Source organism: Amycolatopsis sp. CA-211722, from assembly GCF_056828465.1.
In genome coordinates this window covers 5,775,252-5,798,826 of record NZ_CP184752.1, presented here as the reverse complement: position 1 = coordinate 5,798,826, position 23,575 = coordinate 5,775,252, and the positions used below count along the sequence as shown (strand labels likewise).

Here is a 23,575-nt window from a genome sequence, read left to right as displayed (position 1 = left end):
CTCCCCGCGCCGCCCACACGCCCCATGCCCATCGACATTTCCTACCCACGACGGGGAGAAAGCATGTCAACGACCATCCATACCAAGAGCACCCCTCGCATCGACGCCTACTCGGGCGAGTTGTCCGAACGATCCGTCCACTTCGTCGGATCACTACCACCCGCGGTGTCCAAGACCGACCTACAAGCCATGCAGTGGTTCCTCGACCATGCCGGCGACACGAACCTCCTCACGCTGCCCAGCGACCGCGACCCCCGCTGGATCATCGACTGGCTCAACAACCTCGCGGACGTCCCAGCACTGCAACCACGCCGAGCTGGCGACTCAACCGGATACGACGACATGCCGACCTACCGCCTCGCGCCGGGCCGGTTCCTCGCCCCCGAAGACGTCTCGTTGCGCCGAGTACGTGATGTCACCGTCGCGATGGCCACCCGCCCACGCCTGCGCACGCCGAGAGACTTGCCACCGCACCAGGTATCGCTCCCCAACGGGTTGGACCTCAGCTACTTCTGCTTCGGCGCTCCCCGACCCGCCCTCGCAGCACTTCCAATCTTCCGAGAAGCGTTGATCCAGGACGTCCTCGAAATCCACAACCGCTGGGACACCGAAGCTACCTTTCAACTCGAGACTCCCGCCGTGCTCACCCTGCTCGAACGCACCCCGCGGCCTTTGTGGAAAATGCTCGCACTTGGACTCGCGAAGCAGACAGCCGAACTGATCACCGCCGCACCGCCGGAGATCAACTGGATCATCCATCTCTGCTACGGCGACCTCGCCCATCGGCCGATGTTCGAACCCACCGACCTGGTCGCCGCAGTCCTCTACCTCAACGCCCTCGAACGCCGCTTGACCAAGGCCGGCTACCCCATACCGACCGCGCACATTCCGCTGTGCACTGGAACTAGCGCGCCTCCCACTGACCGCGCCTTCTACCGTGCGCTAGGGCATCTCCGCGGCAACATCGACATGATCGCGGGACTCGTCGACGAAAACCACCCCGCTGCCTCCCGCATCGCACTTCAGCTCGCCGAGGACGAACTCGACCGTCCGATCAGGACGATTGCCGCGGCCTGCGGACTCGGCCGGCGTACCCCCGAGGCCGCCGTCGCCAACACACGCCTCGCCCGAAAGCTCGCCCGCACACCCATCCTCCACTAACTCACATCACCAGGAACAGGTCATGACCAGTACCAGCAGGGCGGTTCACCGGCCGCCGACCGGAGCCGATACCCACGTCCATGACGACGGCAGCGCCGACACCGCGGTCATCTACGCGCCAGCCGTGCCCGTCCGCGCCGTCTCCGCCGGACGCATGCACATCCCCGGCGGTAAAACCACCACACCCCAGCGTCACCGAACCACCGAGGCAATAATCACCATCATCAGCGGATACTCCGCGATCCTGTCCGGACACCACCTAGAGACAGCTCTCCCGCGCCCCGGCGACATGATCTACATCCCGCCGGATACTCCGTACTGCGTAGTGAATCTGAGCCTCAACGCCTCCGTACTCATCACCAGTTTTCGAGGCGATCCAGGATTCAACGCGGACATCGAGCACCTTCCCGATCTGAGGCCTCGGGTACTCCGGCAAGTGGACAAGCTCCGCAGCGACCACATGCACCGGCTCATGAGCCGCCGCACCGGTCATGTCCGGCGCATCCGCTGACCCGCTCCACGACGTCTTCCGGAGGCCCAGATGCGAGCGCTCATCCTGGCCACAGCACAGGACCTGCTGACCCAGCATCTCGATGCTAGAGACGAGTCGCCTCTGTCCCTAGACGAGGTCGCGGCCTGTTCGGGTCTGTCCCGACATCACTTACGCGCCTACTACACCTCGCCCGACGCGATCGTCCGCGACCTGCACCACCACTCGACCGGCACCAGGAGCACACATGCGCTGGACTGACATACACATCCGTGGTGTCGGAGCCGAACTCGGCGACCTCGTGCCGGTTCACGAACTCACCACCGCCTCGGCACACCGTACCGACTCGCCGACCGGACAGCGGTCCATCTCCCTCGCCCGCGGCCGGACCGGCATGGACCTCGCTGTCCAAGCAGGCCACAACGCGCTCGCGAGCCTCGCCATGACCGCAGACGGCCCCCTGGCCGTGCCCGACCTCCACTTCCACGCCGCCATCTGGCGAGGCTCCCGCGGACTCGACTTCTGGTCCCGCGCCGCCTACGTCCGCTCCCGGCTCGGCCTTCCCGCCGGCCCCGGCATCGCCACCGAAATCAACGCCATGAGCAACTCCTTGATCGGCGGCCTGGACCTCTCCGCACGCATCCTCGCGGGCAGTAAGGATGCCGGAACCGTCATGCTCACCGGCGGCGAAACCTTTGGACCGCCTGCCCTCGACCACCTCACCGCCGACCGCGACATCGCCTACGGCGACGGCGGCTCCGCACTCATCATCGGCCGCGAGCCCGGCCTGGCCGAAGTCCTCGCGACCAGTTCCTGGAACGACCCCACCTTGGAACAGCTCCACCGCGGCGCGACACGGTTCCAGCCGCCCGGAACCACCGAAGTCGGGATAGAGGCCATCCGCGAACGCAAAGCGCACTACACCGACGCGGTCGGCGCCGCATCCATTCATCAGCGCAACACGACAGGACTGACTTACGTCGTAGCGGAAGCACTCAGCCACGCCCAGCTCGACGCCGCCGACCTGAGATGGGTCCTCCTTCCGCATTACGGACACCGTCTCCTGCACAGCCAGTGCCTGCAACCACTCAGGCTGTCCCCTGAGCGCAGCCTGATCCACGCCGGCGACCAATGGGGCCACGTCGGACCCAACGACCAGCTCATCGGCCTAACCCACCTCCTCACCCGGCACGCAGTAGAACCAGGCGACCACGTTGCGCTCATCGGCATCGGAATCGGCATGACCTGGACCGCCAGCGTCCTGCGCATCACCGCCGTCCCCAAAGAGATGCGGGACTACCAGCTACCGACACTGCACCCCTGGACAACCCGGACCCCGCCACTCCACACGAGCCACGACGTCCAGGGTTCTCGCCACTAGCGCCGAACCTGCTGGTGCGCGTGATCCCCGCACGGTGCTCGAACTCGCCGGCGTCCAGACCTCCCAACCGCAGCACTGGTGATCCGAATGAACGACCTCCGCAACGAGCAGCCCGACCACAGCTCCGTCGACCAGCCGTCTAGGGGCCTCGCCAACGCCGACCTCGACACCGCGCTGTTCTGCCCGCCGTACATCTACCTCGCCGCCGACAACACCGCCGTCGCTGGGGTTCACCAACACCCCGCCCTGATCAGCGATTGGCCCCCTGACGCTGTCACCACAGTCGGCACCCTCCACCCCGCAGCCTGCGGAATCGACGTCGACCCCGGCGACACCGGGGCCCCCGCAGAAGCCGGACACGCCTTTGGCGACGCCCTGGTCTCCTGGTTCGAACGCCTCGGCCTCCCCTGGCTACGCCGCTCCTCCGGCCGACCCGGCCACCTTCATCTCATCGCCCTCGTCCCGGCGCAGCTAAGACACGACCTGCGCACACTTTGCGCCCAGCTCGCCCGGCACCATGCAATCTCAGCGACGGCCCGCACCACACTGCGTCTCATCACAGCACCGCACCGCCTCGGTCTCCCCTGTCCGATCATCGACGGCACCCTGGAAGCACGCGACCTACCCGCGCCAGCCCAAAACCGACATCGGCCTGCCCATCGGTCTCGCCCTCGTCGTTTCCGTGCAGGATCACCGCACACCGCAAGCCGCTCCGAAAGCGAATACGGCGACGCTCTCGCACGGGCACGGGCTGGCTGGTCCACCGATCAGGCTTGGCTCGCCGCGAACCGCACCGGAACCAAGGCAGCTGACATCGGCAAGCAAGCCTGGCAACGCTGGATCTGGGCCCCGGCACGCACAATCGTCGATGCCGAGCAGCATCTCCCCGAAGACACCGCATGGCAGCAGTTCATACAAGCCTCACCCGTACAAGCACGGCACTTGGGGCGCTCGCGGTGGCTCACGGAACGCTGGCTGCCCGCGATCGACGAGGCACGTACCCACCGGCCTCGCCGCCGCCGCACTACTCGAACTCAACAGCATTCCCAGACGGCGCCCGCTGGGAACGACCATGGGAGTCAGATCGCCCTAACACGTCGACTCCTCCGCATCACAGCGTCACTGCATCTGCAGCGTTCGCCCATCACGCGAGTCTCCATAAAGAGTTCCACACTATATGCCGCGCTCGATGCCCTCGCGGTCGCCATCGTCACCCGGTCGGGCTCGCTCTCGATTCGCTCTTGGGCCGAAAGGTCCCTTCTTGACCCGAAATCAGTGCGCCGAGCGCGCGACACGGCTGAACAGTTCGGCCTCATCCAACGCGTCCATCGTTACCGTGGCGGGCCCAACGACTGCGACAGCTGGCAACTCACAAAGTCCCTTAACGAACTATTATCAGGCCTCCGAGGCCAATCCCCCACTATTCTGTACACCCCCCACACGCCCAGCTTTGGGGCAGCAAACTACGAACGCCTGAGACGCACCCATCTGCTCGAACAGAACCAGTGGCGTTTACTGTGGGCAACGCGAACAGATCACAACGCACCCACTAGTGGACAAATATCATCGACCACCACACGTCCACCGTTCGAACACCGACACATGCCCCTCAAATCTAATACGCCACGAAAAGCAGCTGGAACCAAAATAGCGGGAACGCAAGTCTCATCGATAATCAACAGCAAACGAGAGCGAAACTACTCCAGGCAAATACGCGGCCCCTAATACTGCTTCCAGGAATCCAATGATTTCTAGGCCTTACCAGGACAATTGCAAGCCCACTTGTTCGAAGCAGCAATGAGAAATTTAGACGATCAACCCGAGAAGTCGCGCTTTTACAGCGTGCCGAACTTCAGCTACAACCGGGCTATTCCCGGCCGCCTGAGACCAGAAAATGATGACGTGATCACAGGGTCGGTCAAGCGTGCCATGCGATCGCGCGGATGACCGAGTGTGCGGCTCGGCTCACCGCCGCGTGCACGGAGGGGTCAGTGTTGGTGAAGGCGGCTAGTTGGTCACTGACGCTGGTGCTGATCTCCGACCAGGTGGTCCACGCCCAAACCTCAGGGACGCGGCGCCAGATCTCGCTGTCCGGCCACGGGTGAGCTTCGGTGTCGGCAAACACTGCCGGAAGGTAGCGTTCGATGGCGACGCCGACGTCCAGCCGCTCGCCAGGCAGCGCCACCGGTGGCGGCGCGCCGAGGATCAACAGCAGCAGCGGCACTCGATCGCCGGCTCCACGGGTCAACGCGACATACTCGCGAGCGAGTTGCTCAGGTTGAAAGCGACTGGAGCGGATCCGCTTGGCCTCGACCAATGTCACCGTTCCTGGGGTGGAGATCCAGGCGTCAGGCTGGACGATCCGACGATCGCCGCGGCTGCGACCGCGGGGATTGAGCACGAGTTCCTCGGGCAGCAAGGTGATGGAGGCCGCTTCCAGCTCACGCGCGACGTGTTCGCGTGCGTGGTCGGCTCCGTGCGCACCGCGCACGATAGCGCCCAGGAACCGCGTTCGCGGTAGGAAGTCCAGTGCAATGAGCACCTCGGCGGTCAAGACATTTTCGAAGCCCCGGCCGCCAGCCCGGTACTGCCTGACCTTGCTGCCCTCCCACGACAACTCTTCCAGCAACCGGCCAAGCACCGACGAGTTCTCCAGCTCTGCCACGCTGTCACGGCCTTCCAGATCGTCCATCACTTCGCTGATTATGCTGTGGTGCTACGCCGTGAGCAGGTTGCGGCAGGCGGTGTCCTGGGGGGAGGTGCAGGTATCCGGTGATGACGTCGCGGGCTACGTCGATGATCGCTCGCTGGTGCCTGAAGGCATAGGCCCTCAGGCACGCGAGCGCGTCGTCAACCGGAATGGCCAGGCGTACAAGGGGCTGGCGACGCTGACCGGGCAGTATTGGAGCGTCATCGACCGCAGGACAGAAGGTTCGGGGCGTGGGTGAGGGCCGGCAGATTGTCGTCGTCAACGCGGTCGTGGTTGGAGTGACCGGCTCCGAAGGGCGGCTGGGCGAACTTGTCCTGGTCCGCCCCGAGGGCACCGGCCAGCTCCGCAAGATTGGGCTGTCTCTGCCGATTGCCCGGCAGTCGCCGCCTAGGCCGGCGAATACGTGACACTGACCGGGAAGCGTGCTCAAGCTATGTCGACCGGTCTGTTCGGCCGCGGCCGGACGCAATTAGGCCGGTGACGCCCAAGGAGGTGGTGGAGGCCTCCGTGGAGACGTTCACCAATCGGCTGCGGCCGAGGGTGCACCGGGTGTGGCCCGACCTCGCCGGACGAACTCAAACCCTAAGCTCTGCTGCAACCTCGGTACGGTTACGCGAGCCCTTCTCAGCGCAGCAGTGTGATTCGGGGGCGAAGCCGGGCAGGCCGCGAGAGACGTCCCCGCCTTAAGCCATCGCCGCTCTTGTCCTCGGACGGAGGAACCTGGCATCTCGGCAAGTGCGCCTACGTGCCACGTACTACGAGCACGTAGAATTGAGCTCGCGGTTTAGCCTCTGCTAGTGTTTGCCGATGATCTCCCGCATTCCGGGAGATTTCCCGCTCGTGGGGGTTCGAGTCCCCCCTCGGACACCCGCATTATTCACACGCAAAGAGGTCGTCGCGTAGACGGCCTCTTTTTCGTTGTCGTAACGCAGGTCAAGCCTCAGATCCCGGTAGAGCCGTGCCAGCTTCCCCGGTTCGCTGTCGGCGAGCGCGGCCCCAATGTCGCCAAGCGAGTCGATCATCGCGTACACCTCGGCGTCAGTGATCCCCGCAGGCTCGCCCGCGGCCGCTAACGCTCCCTGCGCGGCCGCTCGATCTGCTTGGGCCTCGTTGATGCTCTCGACCAGCGCCGTCGGGTCGACACCCGCAGCGATGGCGTCCTGAAACCGCCTGAGCTTGGCCTCTGCCTCTTCCAACTGCTTACTCACGACCCCATCGCCCTCGGCTCGGACCGCTGGCTGAGCGCCCACGAGCTGCCTGACAGTCTGCTCAAGGTTCTGCCGGTCGAACAACCCGCCGATCCAGCCGTTCACCGCGTCCCGCAGCGGCTCCTCCCGGAGATAGATCGTGGGCGGATGCGTGAGCAAGGCCGGTGCACCCGGTGCCAGAGTCCGAGCTGGGCATCGGTAGTACATGCCGTACTTGCGCGGACTGCCTTCCATCTTCCGTTCGCACGCGGCACACCGGATGAGACCGCGGAACAAGTACACGTGCTTCACCGGGCGACCCGCGCGTTCAGCCTTACGAGCTGTCCGGAGGCCGCCAGCCGCTTTGGCTCGCCGGATCAACTGCGCCTGTGTGAAGTCCTCGACCGAGACGATCTTCGGATGAGCAGGCTTACGTGATCGAACCACCCGGTCCGGCTTGGCTCGCCGGAACCGCACGACGTTGCCGGCAGCGACGTCATCGGGATCGAACAGCATCTCCTGCCGAGCCGACCGCCCGAAGACCGCATAGCCCGTATAGCGCGGGTTCTCCAGGATCGATCGCGTTGTGCTGCCCTGCCAGCCGTCAGCGAGCCGATGCCGGTTCTGCTCCGGCCGCCGAGCCGAAGGACAAGGGATCCCATCGCGGTTGAGCCCGTTCGCTATCGCTCGATCACCCATCCCGTCGAGGTACTCGGCGAAGATGCGGCGCACGACTTCGGCCGCCGGCTCGTCGATCGCGAGCACCCGCAGACGGAACCCCTCTGCAGCCTTCCTCGGGTTCGGATGTGGTCCGCCATCCACGACCACGTACCCGTACGGTGCACGGCCACCCTGGTGACGTCCCTCGTTAACGACCTGCGCGTCCATCGCCGCCCGGACGCGCGCCTGAACGTGCTGCCGCTCCGACTCACTCATGCCGCCGAGCACGCTCATCAGCATCTTGTGCGACGGATTCCGGGGATCGAACTTCCCGCCCAGCTCTGGTACCCACAAGTCCACGCCATACGCGGCGAACCGCGGAGCGATGAGCGAGAACTGGTTGCCGAACCAGCATCGGGTACCTTCGCCGACGACCAGGGCGTTCCACGTCCGGCGCGGATTCTTCAACTCGGCGAGCAGACGCGATGCTTCCGTCCTCCGCTCCCACGGCACTGACCGCGACTGGCCCACGTCGAAATACTCAGCCACGATCCGGCCGCCCAGCGGCTCGACGAACTTGCGCGCGTTGCCGATCTGCCAGCCTCGCGAGGTCTCCGGGTCCTGGTTGTCTTCAGTCGAGCAGCGACCGTAGACCGCCAGGGCTCCGATCCCGTCGTCCACGGGCTCGACTACCTCAAGACCGAGGATCTCGTCCAATTTCGACCATGGGTCGCTGATTTCAGCGGTCATCGGTCGTCTCCCTTCGCGGTCCTTCGAGGACCGGCACCTCAGTCAGATCGATGAGAACCGCCAGCAAGGCGCGTGCTGCCGCAGGCGTCAGCTCAGGCAATCCTCCAGGTAGGATAACTCGAAGAGGCTGGTTGTTCTGGTTCGCGCTCATCGCTGTGCCCCTGCGGCGGCGTATCCCTCGCCATGACCGGCTTGCTCCACAGCGCGGCGGATATCAGCGGTCAGGTAGCCCCGGACCTGCCGAGTCTCACCGTCTTCGCTGGTCACACGGTCTCGCGTCGGCCGACATCCTGCTTCGGTCATCTGCTGCGAGAACGTCCTGCGTTCGAGGCCGAGCGCCTCCACCAACTCGGCCGTGGGGACGAACTGCCGCCCCTTAGGTCCGAGGTCGACTCCCAGATACTCGACGAGCGCAGAGAGCGGTTCTGGTAGCTCAGGCATTGATGGGCTGGTTGCAACCCCCGCGCCCAGAGCGTGTGCAACGGCAGCGTGATCGAGCGTTGGCATGCTGTCCTGACCGGCCGCATGCCCTGTCAGCGTTCCAGCCGCCTCCCGCAGAGCACGCCCCTGCTGACAGATGGTCTGCCAGTCCTCGTTCGGCATGTAGTACGTGCGGACCGTCATCGCCAACACATCCGCCCCAGCCGCCGTGTCGCCGTCCGGCCTGAGGATGCCCACACCCTTGTGCGACGGCAGAAGGCGAGACGAGTCGAACCCGCGGGTGTTCATCTGCTCGCCGAGCACGATGTTGGAGTCACGCCAGTCCATCACCCGAAGGGCGAACCGTGATCCGAGCACCGCCCGGAGCCCGGATGGGATGGTCTTGGAGTCGGGGCGTTGAGTGGCGAGTACGAGCACGATCCCGGCCGCTGGCCCCTTCTTGGCCAGCCACGTCAACAATTCGCCGATGTACTCGCCTGCCGCAAGCCTCTTTCCTTGTACCTCAACTGGAGTGCGATCTTCGAGCGGCACCTGAACCTCGTCGATGAAGATCGCCGTTATCGGCATGTTCAGCGCCTTGTCCCGTGACATCTCCGGCGTCACCTTCGATTCTTGGGCACACCAAGTCGTCCAGATCCCGCATACGCCGGAACCTGCCCTGGACTTCGGCGACCAGTTCGGCCAGCCAATCAATGAGGGCCAAGACGTGTTCAGGCTCATCGCCAGCCATGAAGCGGTGCGCAACTTGTCCGGCGGCGACCCAGTCTTTCCCAGCCTTGAAGTCCGCCACGTAGAGCCGCACCCAAGCGTCCAGGACAAGTCCACTAGCAGCGAGTCGGGCGGCAAACGTCTTACCTTGCCTGGGAATAGCGCCGATCAGAAGCGACGTCCACACGAGCGGCAGATCGATCCGCCGATCTCGCGCGTCACGTCCGAACGGGACAGGTCGCCAAGCATCCCACCGCGTAACGCCGAGCAGTGGCGTCTGAAGAGGCGCGCGAACGTACGGGTCCTCATCGGCGACCCACATCGAGATCCGGCCGGCATGCCCACCGTTTCCGCGCACGCGCTCGACGATGAGCTGAACTTCGTCGACTGCCAGGGCTGAGGCCAACGCATCCCGGTTCTTCACGACATCCGCGGCCTTCCGCGTCGCCGGCAGGTCCACGGTGACCGCCCAACCGTCGCCCACGCGCGTTGCTCGTTCTACCAAGCGAAGTGTCTCGTCCTTTCCGATCAGCTTCGCGTCGCGGAACGCATCCACAAGAACTTGCGGATCCATCGTCCACGTCAGTGTGCGCGGACCGGCAAGCGCGGGCTTCCGTCCCGGACTGCCATCCTTGCGGCGTCCCAGAATCGCCAGCGCCAGTGATGCGGCAGCCCCGCCGATCCACAGTGGATCGTGCCCGTACAGGAGATCCACAACGGCGACCGCCAACGCCGCTATGGCAACGACGGCACCAGTGACCTTCCAGCGGAACAGCGTCAGTTCACGAATCTCCGTGAACTTGTCAGCAAGCTTCTCCGAGTCCTCGGCAGCCGTCCGGTAGTCGCTTACCTTGACCCAGCCTCGCCAGGCTCGCGTTCCGGCTACGGCCCCACGGACCACCGCACCCGCGTACCGAAGTGGCGACTTGACTATCCAGACCACGGCGTCCTTCGCAGCCTGGACGGCTTGCGGCCTGCTCTTCATCCACAGTGGCACTCGCGGTGAGTGCTTCCACCAGCGCGCGAGCCGCCGACGGACGGTCCGAACACGCGGTTGGGGTAGCGAGTCGTCGATCAACTCGCCGTCCAGGATCGGCCCGATGTGCTCGACGTCGCCTGAGGCCATTCGGGCCAGAGACACACCGCTGTCAGCCTCTGAACTCGCTTCAGCTGCCATGGCGCACCCCCTCGGCCACCTCGGCCGAAAGCTCGGCAGCGAGCCGGGAGGACAACCCGCGCGAGCAACCGGTGACCTCTCGCACCCAGGCGGGCGTCACTTTGACCTCGGGTTTCCAGGCCAGCCGCGCGCCGGCGAGGTAGTCGGCGAACAGCCGACGAGCGGGGCGTTCACGATCAGCCGTCGCCAGTTCATGAACGTCCGCGGGTTTCGCGGTGTTCACGAGAGCAACCTGCACGGCGTCCGTGAGCTTGTCGCGTAGATCGGTGACGGCTTCGGCCGCAACGAATACGACCATCGGCGGCACGGAATGCAAGACCACTCCAGCCGGTGATCCGGCTGCCCACGAGGACCAGGTGTTCATGACGTACGTGGCCGCTAGCGTGAGCCATTTCGCCGCACGGACCCACCGCCCGGTGCGAACCTGGTACCGGGAGGTGACCTGCTCAGCTCGAAGGATGGCGAGCAGCACCAGGCACACAGTGGGGTCCAGCAGCCAGGCCGTCAGCCAGGGTAACGAGCCGAATTCTGATCCGGCGGCAGCGAACCACTGGACGTTGGCCGCAGTGAAAGCCAGTCCGAGGATGATTCCGGCCCAGCACAGCCGGTCGACCTGAGCACGAACTCGCTCGATCCGAAGGGCAACGACGTCCGGATGGGTCCGCCAGCGGCGAACATCAGCAGCCTCTGCGGCATCCGCGGCGAGTCGCTGAGCACGGCTCACCGATGGTGCGCAGGACGCGGCCTTCTGCTTCGTGTCGATCATCGGCCACCGCCTCGACGTGAGGTATCGAATGACGTGACGGTCAGAGCACGCGTCAGGACGTATGCCGCAATTAGGTCCGGCACTCCGAGTACCACGAGCAACAGAGTCGGGTTGCCAGGATGGGTGATCACGAGCCACTGCACGCCCACGAACGCCGCGCCCGTGAACAGCACTTTTCCAGCGAGCGAGACGACTCGTGCGCCCGCTCGTGCCGTTTCGGCGGCGCGGCGCGCTTTGCGCGCGCCGACACGCCACACCATGAACAGGGCGAACAGAACACCAAGTCCGGCGAGAACCTGTGTCGATGAGAGGGTGAGCGTCATCGCGCCTCGCCTCCTCGGCGACGCTGCCAAACCGTGTGGAGGATGCGCCGGTCGGTATCCGCCATCGCGCCCCACACGCCGAGAGCATCCGGTCCGGTAGTGCGCAGATCGAGTTCAAGGCACTCGTCGATCACCGGACAGCCAGCACACAGTCGCTTGGCCAGCTCCCTGTCAGGTGGATCGTCCCCGGTCAGTTCCGGTATGTCCGCGCGCTCGAATGCCCAGAAGCACAGGCCGTCCCTTTCGACGACATCCTTCAAGACCGAGTCAGGCACAGAGGCGAACCGGTCTAGCTGGGCGGCGATCGCCGTGTAGTCGAGTTCGCTCATCGCGCACCCCCACCGAGGGCTCGCCGTAGCTCTGCAGCCGGGATGACGAGGCGCGAACGGCGCCGCTCGGCCCGCAGTTCACCGATCCGGATGGCGCGATGGATCGAGTTGAGGTCGACGCCGAGAATCCAGGCGGCGTCAGCCGGTGAGTAGAACGCTGGCCCGCCAGCGTCAGGCATTTTCTTCTGCATTGGGGTAGTCCTTAAAGTCGGAAAGCTGATTTGAGCTTTTAAAGTGCGCTGATTTAGTCGCACAAAGGCACGAGAATGGTCCGAACGCGCGACGCGGTGCGGATCTCAGCGTCGTTGATTCCGTCAAGCGCTAATGTCGGCGCTGAGGCGGACCACGAGGGAAGAGGAATAGGTGTCGGAAGACTGGGCGGCGGTCGCGAAGACCATCAACGAGCGCGTACACGAGCTCGGATGGAAGCAACGCGAACTGGCTGAGCGCTCGCAGGTCTCCCAGGCGATCGTCCGCGAAATCCAGAACCACACCGTGGAGCGCAAGCGAAGCGACCGGACGCTCGAAGCGCTTGCGGTCGCGCTCGGTTTGCACCCGCAGCATCTGCTCGCTGTCCTGCATGGCCGCATCCCGCCGACCCTCGGCCAGCCTCGCGAAGACATGGAAGACGCCGTGTCGGCGCGGCTCGCTGTCATCGAACAGCGGCTGTCGCAGATCACCGAGCACCTCGCCGATCTCACTGAGCTGCTCCGCCGCGATGGGACTTCTCGCGGCTAGCGCGAAGTCCTGTTTGCGATCGGCCGACTCGGTCGACCGCCGATGTTCCTTGTCGTTTCTCATGTCACCAAGAAACGGCATTTCTCCGGGCGGCGGGAGCTGGCAGCGGTTTACATGCCCCGTGTTATTTCCTGTTATCTCCGCAGTTCAAGGCCGGTGCCGGAGGTGCGCGTCATGAACTCGACAAGCCCTTTGAAGGCCGCCCGGAATGCGCTTGACTGGAGCCAGGAGAAACTCGCGCGAGCAATCAACGCGCGTGCAGCAGCACACGGATTGCCCGAACGCTCGGTCCCCAGCCGGAAGACGGATATCTCCCGGTGGGAGAACGGCCATGTAGTGCCCGAACCGCCGATGCGCGCCGTCCTACGCGAGATCTATGGCCGAACCGACGACGATCTCGGGTTCCCGACAGGCGATTTCGCCGGCCCCTCCGGCAATGAACTGGCCGAACGGCTGGTCATCGCCCGCCGCGTGGACGAGCAGACCATCGAACTGTTCCGCGACGAGGTCATCAGCGTTCGCCATGCCGACCGTCGGTTCGGATCAGCCGCCAGGCTCGAACGGCTCCGCGGACAGATCACCGAGATCGAGGGCCTGCTCAGGCACACCATCCTGCGTCGCGACAGGGCTCCGCTAGCCGGCGTGCTCGTCGAGGCATCCACGTTGGCGGGGTGGAACTCCCTCGACATCGGCTCACTTGCCCAGGCATGGACGCATTACGAACGGGCGAAATACGCGGCGATGGAGTCTGGCTCGACCGGTTTGCTCGCTCACGCCACCGCTGAACAGGCCTTCGTCCTCATCGACACTGGCAACGTCGATGACGCGCTCGCCCTGTTCGAGGAGGCGCGTTCGATTGGCGAGCGTGCGCCGGAACTGCTGCGTGCCTGGCTTGCGGCCGCAGAAGGCGAAGGCCACGCGATCGCTGGTCACCGAGACGAAGCGCTAAGAGCGTTCGACGAGGCCGACACCCTCCTACCGAACGAAGTCGTCCACCCGGAGCTTCCGTTCGTATTCCTCGGCGGCAGCCATCTCGACCGATGGCGTGGCAACGCGTTGGTGCACCTCGGCGCGCCCGAAGCGATCGAGCATCTTGAACGCGTGGTCGATGTTGCCCAGTCGACGTCCTTCGTTCGGGCCGGCGCCGCCGTGTATGTGGATCTCGCCCTCGCCTACAGCGCATCAGGCGACCGAGAGGCCGCCCGGACCTATGCGCAGCAGGCTAGGCGGATCATCTCCCAGGTCGGCTCCGTGCGGCTACGACGTCGGCTGGAACGACTAGTGTTGCCAGGCGACTCATCCCCGGCGTGAGTTGAGGTAGTAGAGCAGGGACACCAGCGTGCCCGAACCGAGTAGCTCCTGACGCTGGGCAAGCTCGTTGACCCTCGACAGCGGCACCCACTCCACCCTGCCGACTTCTTCCGTGTCGGTGGGCTCGCCGATGTGTTCGGCCTCGCGCCACAGGTACACATCGACTGGCGCCGTGACCTGGCCTGGCAGCGGCTCGAAGCTCACCAGATGTTCCGGCTCACCGACCGGCTGCCAGCCGGACTCTTCGGCCGCCTCCCGCGCGGCAGTCCCAGCGGAGTCGTCGCCGTCATCGACCATGCCGCCCAGCAGCTCATAGCCCCATTGCTCGGTAGCGAACCGGTAGCGCCACAGCATCAGCGCTTCGTCCTGGTCGTTCACGATCAACGCGATAGCTATCCGCGCGAGGTGCACGACGTGGTAGTCCCAGCGCTCGCCATTCGGCGCCTCGACGTCCGTCAGCCCGACCTTGACCCACCGGTTGTCGTAGACCAGGCGCTCACCGAACGTCTTCCACGACCCATGCTCGTCAGCCACGCCGCGAGCCTACGGGCTAGCAGTTGCCCGCAGTACCACCTCCCGCTCAGTCTTCGCGCCTTGAACCGATGAGCTGGGCAATTCGACGTTGCTGCCGCACAGACCCGATTTCGACAGCAAGGGCACGAGCACGAGCTGCGTGCGCTCGACCTTCTTCGTGTTCGCCCATCGCGACGAATGCCGTCGCGAGGTCCACTCGCAACGCTGCCTCCGCGCGCGTAAACGTCGGATCGAGACGGCTGAGCGCTGTCGAAAGCACGCTTACCGCCTCCGGCTCGCCGATCCGGGCGAGCGCGTGCCCACGCCACCTCGCGAGATGAACAGGATCAAGCACCACGTAGGGACCGTCCACCGCGGACACGTCGGTCGGCAGAAGGGTTGCGGCACGATCGAAGGCCAGCAGACTCGCTGAACGCTGCCCGTCTGCCGCAAGAGCTTCACCGTGCGCGGCAGCGAGCCACGCTCGAAGGAGGCGACCAGCGAGACGTCGGGCCTGACGCTCTGCAGCGCACAACAGGTCGACCGCTGATCCAGTCTCTCCGACGTCGATCAGCACGAAGGCCTGTTCAGCAAGACAGTGCACTTCAAATGCCTCGTCACCGGACTCGCGAGCAGCCGCCTTGGCCTGCTCGTAGAACTGCCAGGAGTCATGAACGGAACCCATATCGAGCCTCTGCCAACCGGCGAGCGTGCCAAGCTCCGCAAGGAGCGCGGCAAGTCGGCCACGAGCCTCCGAAGTGAGGCTGTGGGAACGCAAGCGCGCGATTTGCCGGATTTTGGTAGCCACCTCTTCGTGAGCCGTTGAAGCACCCAGCTCCCGATCGAGGCGCCGGACCGAGGACAACTGGCTGTGAAGCAGGGTCAACACGCCCGTGTTCACACGGCGAGCAGCGCTAAGCCGCTGCCGGAGCTCCACATCCGGGTCTTCGGTGGAACTGCGGACGGCGTCAGGTGCCGACAGCAACTCGCCGATCCCAAGACCGAGCATCCGTTCGAGCAGGCGCGCGGTAGCCGGGCGCGGGCGTCCGACCGGTGATCCGTCCGGCTTGCGTCCCGAGATCAAGCGCTGCAGGTGCCGCACGCTGAGCGTGCCAGGCTCACCGAACCTGCGCGCGAACTGCTCGGCATCCTCGACGAACTCGGCGAGTGTCTGATTTCGCTCCCGGAGCTTCATTTCCAGCGCCGTCCGAGGCAGGTCGTCACCGTTGCCGCCAGCCGTCATCGCGCCCTCCCCAGCGTTTATGCTGCCCACCAGATGTCCTCGCTATGTCGTCCGCATGTCCTGTCGCCTAAATAAGCGCATAATGCAGGCTGATTTCAGATACTACAGCCCGTTGTGGCTGCTCAGCCTGTAGGTAGCGGAGGACTCATGCGCGACGTGCTGCAGCCAGATATGGCAGCCGGGACTTACATCACCTGGCACAGGAGCGAGGTTGACGGCCTCGATCACGCCGTAACCGACGAAGCGTTCGCGCGGGGCCGAGATGACGACCTCGGAAGATACGAGGGACTCTGCGGTCACGTCGTGCTGCCCTTCTCGATGCTCGTTCCACCTGGGCGACCTTGTGGCCACTGCAAGGCCTACCTGTCAGCTCGGTCGACGCTACCCAGCGTCGAACGGCGTCTCCGCCCGCCTCAGCACCGCAAGCCGTCGCGCTTGCGTCGGCTCTTCCGACCTTCTCCTGGAGCCGATGCTCGGAGGCCGTGTGCACGACACTTGCTGAGCACCGCTCGAACCCGCGGACTTCCGAATTCGAGCGTCGCTTTCTCGGCTGGCCTAGGCACTACCGAGCTACCCCGCAGCGAGTCATGACCTCGCTAGTCGGCGCCTCGATCCCCGTCTTCCAGCGTGAGCTTGACCCGCTACTGCTCCTGCCGATCCGGCTGTTCGTGCTGTGTCTTCTCGCTGACGTGAGGTGGCACGAAGAGGACGCTCTGGCGACGAGCCTTCGCGTCAGCTCACGAGTCCTCGCTCCTCATAGCGACCGACTGCTCGCGGCCGGGTACCTAGCTCGACACGAAGAGCATCGAAGCCTGTTACGTCTCACCGAACTCGGCTTCGAGCGGCTTACCGGTCACGTGACCGCGTTCCAGCGAGTCGCTTGCCGAGCCGTAGACCTTGTCGCTGCGCAGCGCGCCGGCTCAATCCGCCGATGTGACACCTGAGCGCCGTCTCCCAAAGGCTTGACTCCAACGGCGATTCGTGACGGGCGTGACGGGTTCAAAGCCAGCCGACCCAACCGTCACGCGAAGCGTTCCCCCAGTTCAGGGCGCCTTCATGTGTCACAACACCTGCGACGGCACGTGTCTCACGAGACGGCCGTTCTAACCCCGTTTCCAGCACGGCGTTTGCCACTACACCCCTGAGCAGGAACTGGTGAAATCGAAGAAGACGCCCCAGCTGTCTACCGCAAAACAGAGGGAGCTCGGCGCCGAGCTGCGACGAATTCGCATGCGCGCCGGCTACCTCGCAACTGACATGAGCCGCATGCTCGGCTGGCCCGCCTCCACCATCTCTCGCCTAGAGAGCGGTCTACGTAACTACCAAGCCGGCGACATCGCCATCTACCTCGCCCGAGCGAAGGCAACCCCTCGCGAACTCGATGACCTCGTAGCCCTGGACCGCCACCCCGACGACGGCTACCAGGTCAGAAGTCACCCCGCGGGCTTCTCCGACGACCTCCCGCTCATCTCCGTGCTCGACACTGGCAGCGAGTCCGTTACGATCTACGACCCTGTAGACATTCCGCGACAGCTCCAGATCGAGCCCTACATCCGCCAGTCCCTCACCAGGAACGGCTACGAGGACGGTCCTGCTCTGGATGCAGCAGTGCATGCGCGACTCGCCAGCCAGCTCACATCCCTCCGGATGCAGGCTCGTCTCACCTTCTACCTTCGCGAAACCACGCTGCTCGCAAGTCCTGAAGGTCTCGCCGTCAAGCACGAACAGGTGCTACATCTGCTGATCACATCGTCGCTGCCTCGTCGTCACATCCATCTCGTCCCCGCAGACTCAGTCGTGACCGATGTCCACGCAGGGTTCACCCTCTACCGACACGATCAACACCGTCCGGTCGTCCACCACCAACAGCCCACCACAAGCCTCTTCCTAGAGAACGACCACGACATCGCCTACTACGAAGGCCAGCTCGAACGCACCGCTGGCCAGGCACTCACCAACCAGCAAACCCGCGACTGGCTCACCGGTTACCTGGCCGAGCTCGAGTCAAGGCTCGACCACCAGTCAGCCGGCCCCGAAAACACTGAGCCATTTGGAGACCTAGCCCCGCCTAGGATCGCCTCCTCGAAGCCAGCTGCTGCTACCTCCACCTCTGGCACTGTCGCCTACTAATTCAGCTCGACGTACCCGATGCGATCGAGCACCTCCCATTGGGGGCACATCACCCATGATTTTGTACCGACTCGAGGAGGTAATCGAAGTGGGCGACGTACTCGTCCCTGGCAGCTGGGTCGCCGGCAACGCCGATGAAGACTCGGCTGACACTCGTGGGTGGCTGGTGGGGCACTTCCTCGACCCATCACAAGGAGTCCGTTCCACCGATTACGTCGAGGTGAAGTGGGCCCACCATTCATTGGGAGATAAGCGTTCGGAATGGACGGTGGGCGACCAGCGCACCACGCTCGTGATCCTGGTCGGTGGCAAGTTCCGCGTGGACGTCACTGATGGGAGTCGGACGATGAGCAGCCCAGGCGACTACGTAATGTGGGGCCCGGGAATCGACCACTCTTGGGAGGCGGTGGCTGACTCGGTTGTTCTGACAGTTCGTTGGCCTTCGGCTGACGGACTCTCCAGTCCTGCTCGTGTCGCCAACACCTGTGAATGATCGACCGCAACGCCCGCGCGAAGATCTCGATCTTCAGGCCCAGATCTCCGCGAGCAAGTACCGACAGAGCACTTCGAGCCGAATTCACGTAGTCGCCTTGAAGCGAAAGAATCCCTTGGAACATTCCGCCTGCTTCGAACTGGTTTCGTCAGCCACGCGGCAGCCTCGCAGCAGTGGGTAGAAGCCAGTGGGATCGTGAGAAAGTTTAACACCGCCGCTGGTTCCGAGACCATCGAAGCCAGCTGAGTGCAGCTACCGTCTGAAGCTGACTTTAAGTAGACCAGCAGCACTGGGCTGTCATTCATGCGCGAAGTGCGTGGCTGGCCTGGTCTGCGGGGCCTACCGGCGCTCGTTCTGGCCGAACATGTTCGCTCGGTGCCAGGCGAAGTAGGGTTCCGAGTTGATGCTGTGAGCTTTGCAGTGTCGGCTGTGCAGGTGCAAGAGGCGAGTTCGAAGGTGGCCTTTGGGCAGGTCGCTCGCTGACCGTGCTTGCACGAGGCCTTGCTGATCGACGGTTACCCACCCCGATTCGTACAGCACGTCGCAGCCGAAGGTGCAAGCCAGCATCGCTATGTGGGTCAGGTCGCGACGTTCTTGGTCCGTACAGACCGCACGTTTCTTGATGTGCGCGGCAACGAGGAAGTTAATCGGGTAGCGGTCACCGCAGAGCGCGCACTCGGCGACTGTCGCCTCTCCCGCTAGGAGCTTGCGTAGTTTCCTCTGTTCTGTACGGACTTTGACGCTAGTGACGGCGTCAAGCTCACCGAAGTGGAGATCGCCTGCCACGTCATCACCGGTCGGCTCGCGAAGGACAACTTCCGCGGGTGAGCCAACGAACTGCGCCTCGGGAAGCGTCGCCAGCACTGCGCCCACAAACGCGCTCCGGTGTCCCAGCTCGTCAACCGTCACCTGCACGGACCCGCGCTCGGCGAGCTTGTCCAAGCCGTTCTGAACCTCGCTGATATCGACCGGACGACCATCGGGAGAGCGTTCAGTCCGGACACGAACGACGTTCCCGTGTACCTCAAGTACGGTATTCGGACGGCCGGTCGCGGTCTGAATCTCGATCCCGGTTAGAGCATCGAGCAGCTCAGTCGCCGTAGGCAGTTCCCTCGACGCAGCAAGCTGATCAACCGGCTCATTGTACGGAGTGGAGAGGTCTGCGGCGAGCTTTGTCGCGTCTTCGAGGCGATACCCTGGCACGTCGAGCCGAAGCCGGATGCGCTTACGGTTGTTGCCTTCCTTCCGCGCCCCCGCTGGCAGGCCTACGCGTCCCTGCGCACTGGTGATCTCAAGCCTCAACTGCTCAACGTCGGTCACATCAGCGAGCCTTAACGGCCCTTTGACCAAGGTCCGCTCATCCTCAGACAACCTCGAAACCCTCGCAGAGGCAACCAGCGCTGACAGCAGGACTGCTTCCCGGTCACGCAGGCGCTGCAGCAGCAACCTCAGCACAGGAACGTACTGGTCGTTGCGTGGACGAGCCGCTCCAGCCGTCCTCCCGCCAGCACTCTCCAACACGAGGCTCAAGCGGCCTTCGTCGACCTCAACATTGAAGTCCGCGTTCAGTTCCACACCATGAGCATCACGAAGTCGCACGAGACTAGCCTTGCACGAGCCACCGACACTTTCCCGGCCATCGGCTAGGCACGTGCACGTGTCTTGCTCTGAACCAGCGAATGGAGGAATTTCTGTGTGTCCTCGTCGTCCGAGTAGACCCGGCAACCGCGGCTGGCGCGAGTCAGCAGAACCCAATAGATGTTCAAGGCCAGCGGCAGGTACTCTTCAGGCGTCAAACGGGCCTTTTTCATTTTCGGGTCTTTACTCTCGTTCGGATCGGCCACCCAGCGACCGCCGCGTCGCACGAGATCCTTGCCCATGATGACGCCGCCGAACTCGTATTCCAGTGCCTGCGCGGTGTAGACGCAGCCGACCTGTCCCTCACCTCCGGAGTCGGTCGCCCAGAAGACGCTCTCCGGGGCCACGGCCCGCTCCTTGTCGTCCAGCACCGTCACGTCCGCGTTCCACGGTCGGCGCCAGGTCCTTTCGACCTTGTCAGAGCCGGTCCAGTGGACGACTACGTCTTTCTTCAACGTCTCCTTGGGCCCCGTCCGGGTCCAAGGCCAGCAGAACCCGGCGCTCATCCGCGCCCGATGTCCACTTGCTGACTGCTTGTCGAGCCAGGACTGCAGGACCTCTGGGTCCTCGGCGACAGCGAAGTCATAGTCGCCGTCGGTCCGCCATGTGCTGGGCGTACCCGTGGTGCTCAGTACCGACCCCAGCCAGTTCTGGTATCGCTGCGATCCTCCGCATCGGAACTGGGCTTCAAGGTCCACCAGAACGGGCCGGCGCGTGGCACCGGCGGTATACGCGAACTTGTCCAGGTCCTGCAGCGAGAATCCTTCCCCAGGCCGGATCACCTGTCGCTCATCGAAGAACACGACGGTGACCGCGGCCTTTTCCATGATGTCGACCAGGTTGGCACGCGGTTTGGTGACTCGCTGGGCTTCGTCGATGAGAACGACGTTGACCTTGTCCTCGCTCGGTTTCCAGAGGTCGACGAAACCGAACAGTCCCTTGCCTGCGTCATCCGTGGCCGCACGGGCGAGTTGCCTTCGCAATGTCTTCGTAGGCGTCAGATATTGCGTCGCGCACTCGATGTCCGCTGAACGCAGATAGCGAGGCAGACCCGCCACCAGGCGTGCCGCGATCACCGATTTCCCGGTACCCGGGCCGCCCCTCACGGCCAGGACACGTCGTTCGCCGAGCCGTGCGGCCGCGCCCACCGCCTCCAGCAGCGCCACGTAGGCGTCCTGTTGGCGCCCGATCAGCCGAAACCGTGAGTCGCTGTCCAGCACACGTCCCAGCTCGTCGAACAGGGCCGCCGAAGGACGGTGCGGAAGGCCCAGGAACCATTCCACGTCGGCATCGGTTGGCTCGGTGAGGTCCGCGCATCCGAGACGGGACGCGATCTCCTCGGCTGTTCCACGCAGATCAGCGATGCCGAGGAGCGGCACCGCGGCGCTCTCCGACGCGTCGGCGGCCGAACTCCTCAGCTTGTCGATCAGGGGAGCCTCCGCGTCGTGCAGCACGGCGATCCCGCGCACTTCGAACTCATCGTCGCCGGGGTCCACCCAGTTCCGGAGGTAGTGCTCGTAGCCCGCCACTTGCCGGCCAGGATGGGTGACGACGCGCTGACCGACGTGCACCCAGAGCCCGCTGCCGACCGCTACATCGGCCTTCGTCCACTGCTTGAGCTCGACCACGACCGTGACGAGCTTGCCGTCCGGACGCCGGCCGATCAGCAGTGCGTCGACGCGCTCGCCGGTGCGGGGCAGGCCGAATTCCAGCGCCATCCACAATTCGCCGAGCCCGGCCCCGACCAAAGCCTTCAGCAACGCCGGCCAGCTCCGCTGCCAGCTTCGCCGTTCTTGTGGCTTCGGCGGTGCTCCAGACGCCGCTTCGAACTCCGCCGCCAGTTTGGCCACGAAACCATCCGACGACTCCGTCAACGCCGCGCGGATCGCCTCGACCCGTCCCCCGTAAAGCATGATCCATCTCTACCAGAAGCCACCGACAATCGAGCCGTGGTCGGTACAGCCCGGTTTGTCGGTGACGATCGCTATCGTGCCGATCATGAACGACGAGCAGTTGGTTCTGCAGCCGCGCGGCGGCAACCGGTACAACGGCCCGGCCAACTTCGATCTGTCCGTTCGCCGCGGTGTGCGTCTCGCGGACCACGTCGCCGCGACCGGCGCCGATCTCCCAGTTCTCGAGACGCTTTACCGGGACGAGCCGGCCAGGCTCTGGGGCTCGACACCGACGCGTTCGTCGGGCAACGCGAAGGCCGTCGCGCTCCGCGGCCGCAAGATCGGAGACCAGGTGCTGTTCTACGCGGACATGGCGTTCTTCGCGGAGGCCACCATCCTGCATCTGCTCCACAATCCGGACCTCGCAAAGTCGGTGTGGGGCACCGACGAGGTCGGTGACACGTGGGAGCACATCATGGCGCTCGGCGACGTGCGTGAGTTCGAGGTCCCGATTCCCGCCGCCCGGATCCTCGGGCCACTGGGCCTCTCGACACCACTGCGCAGTCTCACGCTCGTGTCAGCCGAGAAGCATACTTCGGTCAGAGACCTGATCACGGCCGGAGGGAGCCACCCGCACTCGCACTGGGTCCTGGGCTGTGACCCCGATCAGTGGGACGTGTGGTCCTGGTGGGAGAGCCGATCGACGTCCACCGTGACCTTGACCATCACGGGCCATGTCGACGAGTTGCGGATCGGCGATCGCTTCGCCTTGTGGGTTTCCGGTGGCACCGCGGGCATTTACGCCATCGGCACGCTCGCTTCGACGCCGTATCAGGCCGAAAGCCCCGAAGACGGAGCCACACGTCATGGCGTCGACGTGCACTTCGATCGCTTCTTCTTCGACCGACCACTGACCAGGCAGGCGCTGGAATCGGATCCTGTGTTCACCGACCTCCCGACAATGATGTTCGACGGCGCCGGCCCGGTCCCGCTGGCACCAGGACAGTGGACGCCGATCGAGCGGACGGCGGACGACCGAGGCAGGACGAGACCTGCAGAGCCAGCAGAAACCGTCGTGACCTCGCGCCCGCCGGGCAGTGTCCCGGAGACGACGACCGCGAGTGGCGGGTCGGGCAGCCGTGTGGTGGACTTTCCCGAAGCGAGGCTGGTCGAGCGTTACGCCGACTTCGTCGGCCGAGAACTATTGTGCCTCAGCGCCCTTCTTCCCACCGGTGAGCGGCTCGTCTGCGATCTCTTCGATCCCGGGACGAACACCCTCATCGAGGCCAAGGCATCCAACCGGCGCCAGGACGTCCGTATGGCGCTCGGCCAGCTCCTGGATTACCGGCACCACCTCAAACCCGGCGCCGAACTCGCGGTGCTGCTCCCCGCCAAACCCGCATCCAGCATCATCGAGGTACTCGGAGCACAGAGCGTGGGCGTGATCTACCCGGATGGAGACGAGTTTCGCGACGGCCGCGCGCGAAGCGGCGGGTCATCTCCGGGCTGGCCGCGAACTCCTGTAGCTTGATCG

20 protein-coding genes and 1 pseudogene are annotated in these 23,575 nt (G+C 64.6%); 10 read left to right on the top strand and 11 right to left on the bottom strand.

Annotated elements, in window-relative coordinates; genetic code table 11:
- Positions 1–63: 63 nt before the first annotated feature.
- From ACOCEP_RS27475 to ACOCEP_RS27460, 4 genes are read left to right on the top strand one after another with little or no spacing between them, the layout of a single operon-like run.
- The gene (locus tag ACOCEP_RS27475; protein ID WP_482331909.1) at positions 64–1,161 is read left to right on the top strand and encodes a hypothetical protein; all 1,098 of its coding nucleotides are present in this window, start codon (positions 64–66) and stop codon (positions 1,159–1,161) included.
- Between the two features lie 22 nt (positions 1,162–1,183).
- A complete protein-coding gene (locus ACOCEP_RS27470) occupies positions 1,184–1,672 on the top strand; it encodes a hypothetical protein (protein WP_482331908.1) in 489 nt (162 codons plus the stop codon).
- Between the two features lie 30 nt (positions 1,673–1,702).
- Positions 1,703–1,912 carry a hypothetical protein gene (locus tag ACOCEP_RS27465; RefSeq protein ID WP_482331906.1) on the top strand — a complete coding sequence of 70 codons (210 nt, stop codon included), beginning with the start codon at positions 1,703–1,705 and terminating at the stop codon, positions 1,910–1,912.
- Entirely contained in the window at positions 1,899–3,032 is a 1,134-nt protein-coding gene (locus ACOCEP_RS27460; protein ID WP_482331905.1) for a 3-oxoacyl-[acyl-carrier-protein] synthase III C-terminal domain-containing protein, read from the top strand. The genes ACOCEP_RS27465 and ACOCEP_RS27460 overlap by 14 nt, the downstream gene beginning before the upstream one ends.
- 1,918 nt (positions 3,033–4,950) lie before the next feature.
- Here the strand turns inward: ACOCEP_RS27460 and ACOCEP_RS27455 are convergent.
- The gene (locus ACOCEP_RS27455) at positions 4,951–5,727 is read right to left on the bottom strand and encodes a hypothetical protein (protein ID WP_482331903.1); all 777 of its coding nucleotides are present in this window, start codon (positions 5,725–5,727) and stop codon (positions 4,951–4,953) included.
- Between the two features lie 28 nt (positions 5,728–5,755).
- Here ACOCEP_RS27455 and ACOCEP_RS27450 point away from each other — a divergent pair, with 28 nt between their 5' ends.
- Entirely contained in the window at positions 5,756–5,980 is a 225-nt protein-coding gene (locus ACOCEP_RS27450; RefSeq protein WP_482331902.1) for a hypothetical protein, read from the top strand.
- A 556-nt stretch (positions 5,981–6,536) separates the two neighbouring features.
- Here ACOCEP_RS27450 and ACOCEP_RS27445 read toward each other — a convergent pair.
- From ACOCEP_RS27445 to ACOCEP_RS27420, 6 genes and pseudogenes are all read right to left on the bottom strand, one after another.
- Positions 6,537–8,339, bottom strand: coding sequence for a recombinase family protein (locus ACOCEP_RS27445; RefSeq protein WP_482331900.1), 1,803 nt, complete (start codon positions 8,337–8,339; stop codon positions 6,537–6,539).
- Positions 8,340–8,486: 147 nt separating this feature from the next.
- A pseudogene (locus tag ACOCEP_RS27440) lies at positions 8,487–10,614 on the bottom strand (cell division protein FtsK).
- Positions 10,615–10,654: 40 nt separating this feature from the next.
- Positions 10,655–11,431 (bottom strand): hypothetical protein, encoded by a 777-nt coding sequence (locus ACOCEP_RS27435; protein WP_482331898.1) that lies wholly within the window; start codon positions 11,429–11,431, stop codon positions 10,655–10,657.
- The gene (locus ACOCEP_RS27430; protein WP_482331897.1) at positions 11,428–11,754 is read right to left on the bottom strand and encodes a hypothetical protein; all 327 of its coding nucleotides are present in this window, start codon (positions 11,752–11,754) and stop codon (positions 11,428–11,430) included. Before ACOCEP_RS27430 ends, ACOCEP_RS27435 begins: the two co-directional genes overlap by 4 nt.
- On the bottom strand, positions 11,751–12,083 hold the full coding sequence (locus tag ACOCEP_RS27425) for a WhiB family transcriptional regulator (RefSeq protein WP_482331896.1): 333 nt from the start codon (positions 12,081–12,083) through the stop codon (positions 11,751–11,753). Before ACOCEP_RS27425 ends, ACOCEP_RS27430 begins: the two co-directional genes overlap by 4 nt.
- A complete protein-coding gene (locus tag ACOCEP_RS27420; RefSeq protein WP_465369585.1) occupies positions 12,080–12,262 on the bottom strand; it encodes a helix-turn-helix domain-containing protein in 183 nt (60 codons plus the stop codon). The genes ACOCEP_RS27425 and ACOCEP_RS27420 overlap by 4 nt, the downstream gene beginning before the upstream one ends.
- 184 nt (positions 12,263–12,446) lie before the next feature.
- Between ACOCEP_RS27420 and ACOCEP_RS27415 the strand changes: the two genes are divergently transcribed.
- Together ACOCEP_RS27415 and ACOCEP_RS27410 are read left to right on the top strand one after the other, a co-directional pair.
- Positions 12,447–12,821 (top strand): helix-turn-helix domain-containing protein, encoded by a 375-nt coding sequence (locus tag ACOCEP_RS27415; RefSeq protein WP_016333690.1) that lies wholly within the window; start codon positions 12,447–12,449, stop codon positions 12,819–12,821.
- 174 nt (positions 12,822–12,995) lie between these two features.
- A complete protein-coding gene (locus ACOCEP_RS27410) occupies positions 12,996–14,132 on the top strand; it encodes an NsdA family TPR-like regulatory protein (RefSeq protein WP_482331895.1) in 1,137 nt (378 codons plus the stop codon).
- Here the strand turns inward: ACOCEP_RS27410 and ACOCEP_RS27405 are convergent.
- Together ACOCEP_RS27405 and ACOCEP_RS27400 are read right to left on the bottom strand one after the other, a co-directional pair.
- Positions 14,118–14,666: an NUDIX hydrolase gene (locus tag ACOCEP_RS27405; RefSeq protein ID WP_073842358.1), complete on the bottom strand. Its 549-nt coding sequence runs from the start codon at positions 14,664–14,666 to the stop codon at positions 14,118–14,120. The genes ACOCEP_RS27410 and ACOCEP_RS27405 overlap by 15 nt on opposite strands.
- 46 nt (positions 14,667–14,712) lie before the next feature.
- The gene (locus ACOCEP_RS27400; RefSeq protein ID WP_482331894.1) at positions 14,713–15,888 is read right to left on the bottom strand and encodes an NsdA family TPR-like regulatory protein; all 1,176 of its coding nucleotides are present in this window, start codon (positions 15,886–15,888) and stop codon (positions 14,713–14,715) included.
- Positions 15,889–17,043: 1,155 nt separating this feature from the next.
- On the opposite strand from ACOCEP_RS27400, the gene ACOCEP_RS27395 reads away from it, so the two are divergent.
- Entirely contained in the window at positions 17,044–18,018 is a 975-nt protein-coding gene (locus ACOCEP_RS27395) for a helix-turn-helix domain-containing protein (RefSeq protein WP_482331893.1), read from the top strand.
- A gap of 88 nt (positions 18,019–18,106) precedes the next feature.
- On the top strand, positions 18,107–18,511 hold the full coding sequence (locus ACOCEP_RS27390) for a signal peptidase I (RefSeq protein WP_482331892.1): 405 nt from the start codon (positions 18,107–18,109) through the stop codon (positions 18,509–18,511).
- Between the two features lie 339 nt (positions 18,512–18,850).
- On the opposite strand, the gene ACOCEP_RS27385 is transcribed toward ACOCEP_RS27390, so the two are convergent.
- Both ACOCEP_RS27385 and ACOCEP_RS27380 read right to left on the bottom strand, forming a co-directional pair.
- Positions 18,851–20,086, bottom strand: a complete 1,236-nt coding sequence (locus ACOCEP_RS27385; RefSeq protein ID WP_482331891.1) for a hypothetical protein — start codon at positions 20,084–20,086, stop codon at positions 18,851–18,853.
- Between the two features lie 68 nt (positions 20,087–20,154).
- Positions 20,155–22,062, bottom strand: coding sequence for a DNA/RNA helicase domain-containing protein (locus ACOCEP_RS27380; RefSeq protein ID WP_482331890.1), 1,908 nt, complete (start codon positions 22,060–22,062; stop codon positions 20,155–20,157).
- An 85-nt stretch (positions 22,063–22,147) separates the two neighbouring features.
- On the opposite strand from ACOCEP_RS27380, the gene ACOCEP_RS27375 reads away from it, so the two are divergent.
- Entirely contained in the window at positions 22,148–23,572 is a 1,425-nt protein-coding gene (locus ACOCEP_RS27375) for an EVE domain-containing protein (RefSeq protein WP_482331889.1), read from the top strand.
- The last annotated feature ends 3 nt before the right edge of the window (positions 23,573–23,575 follow it).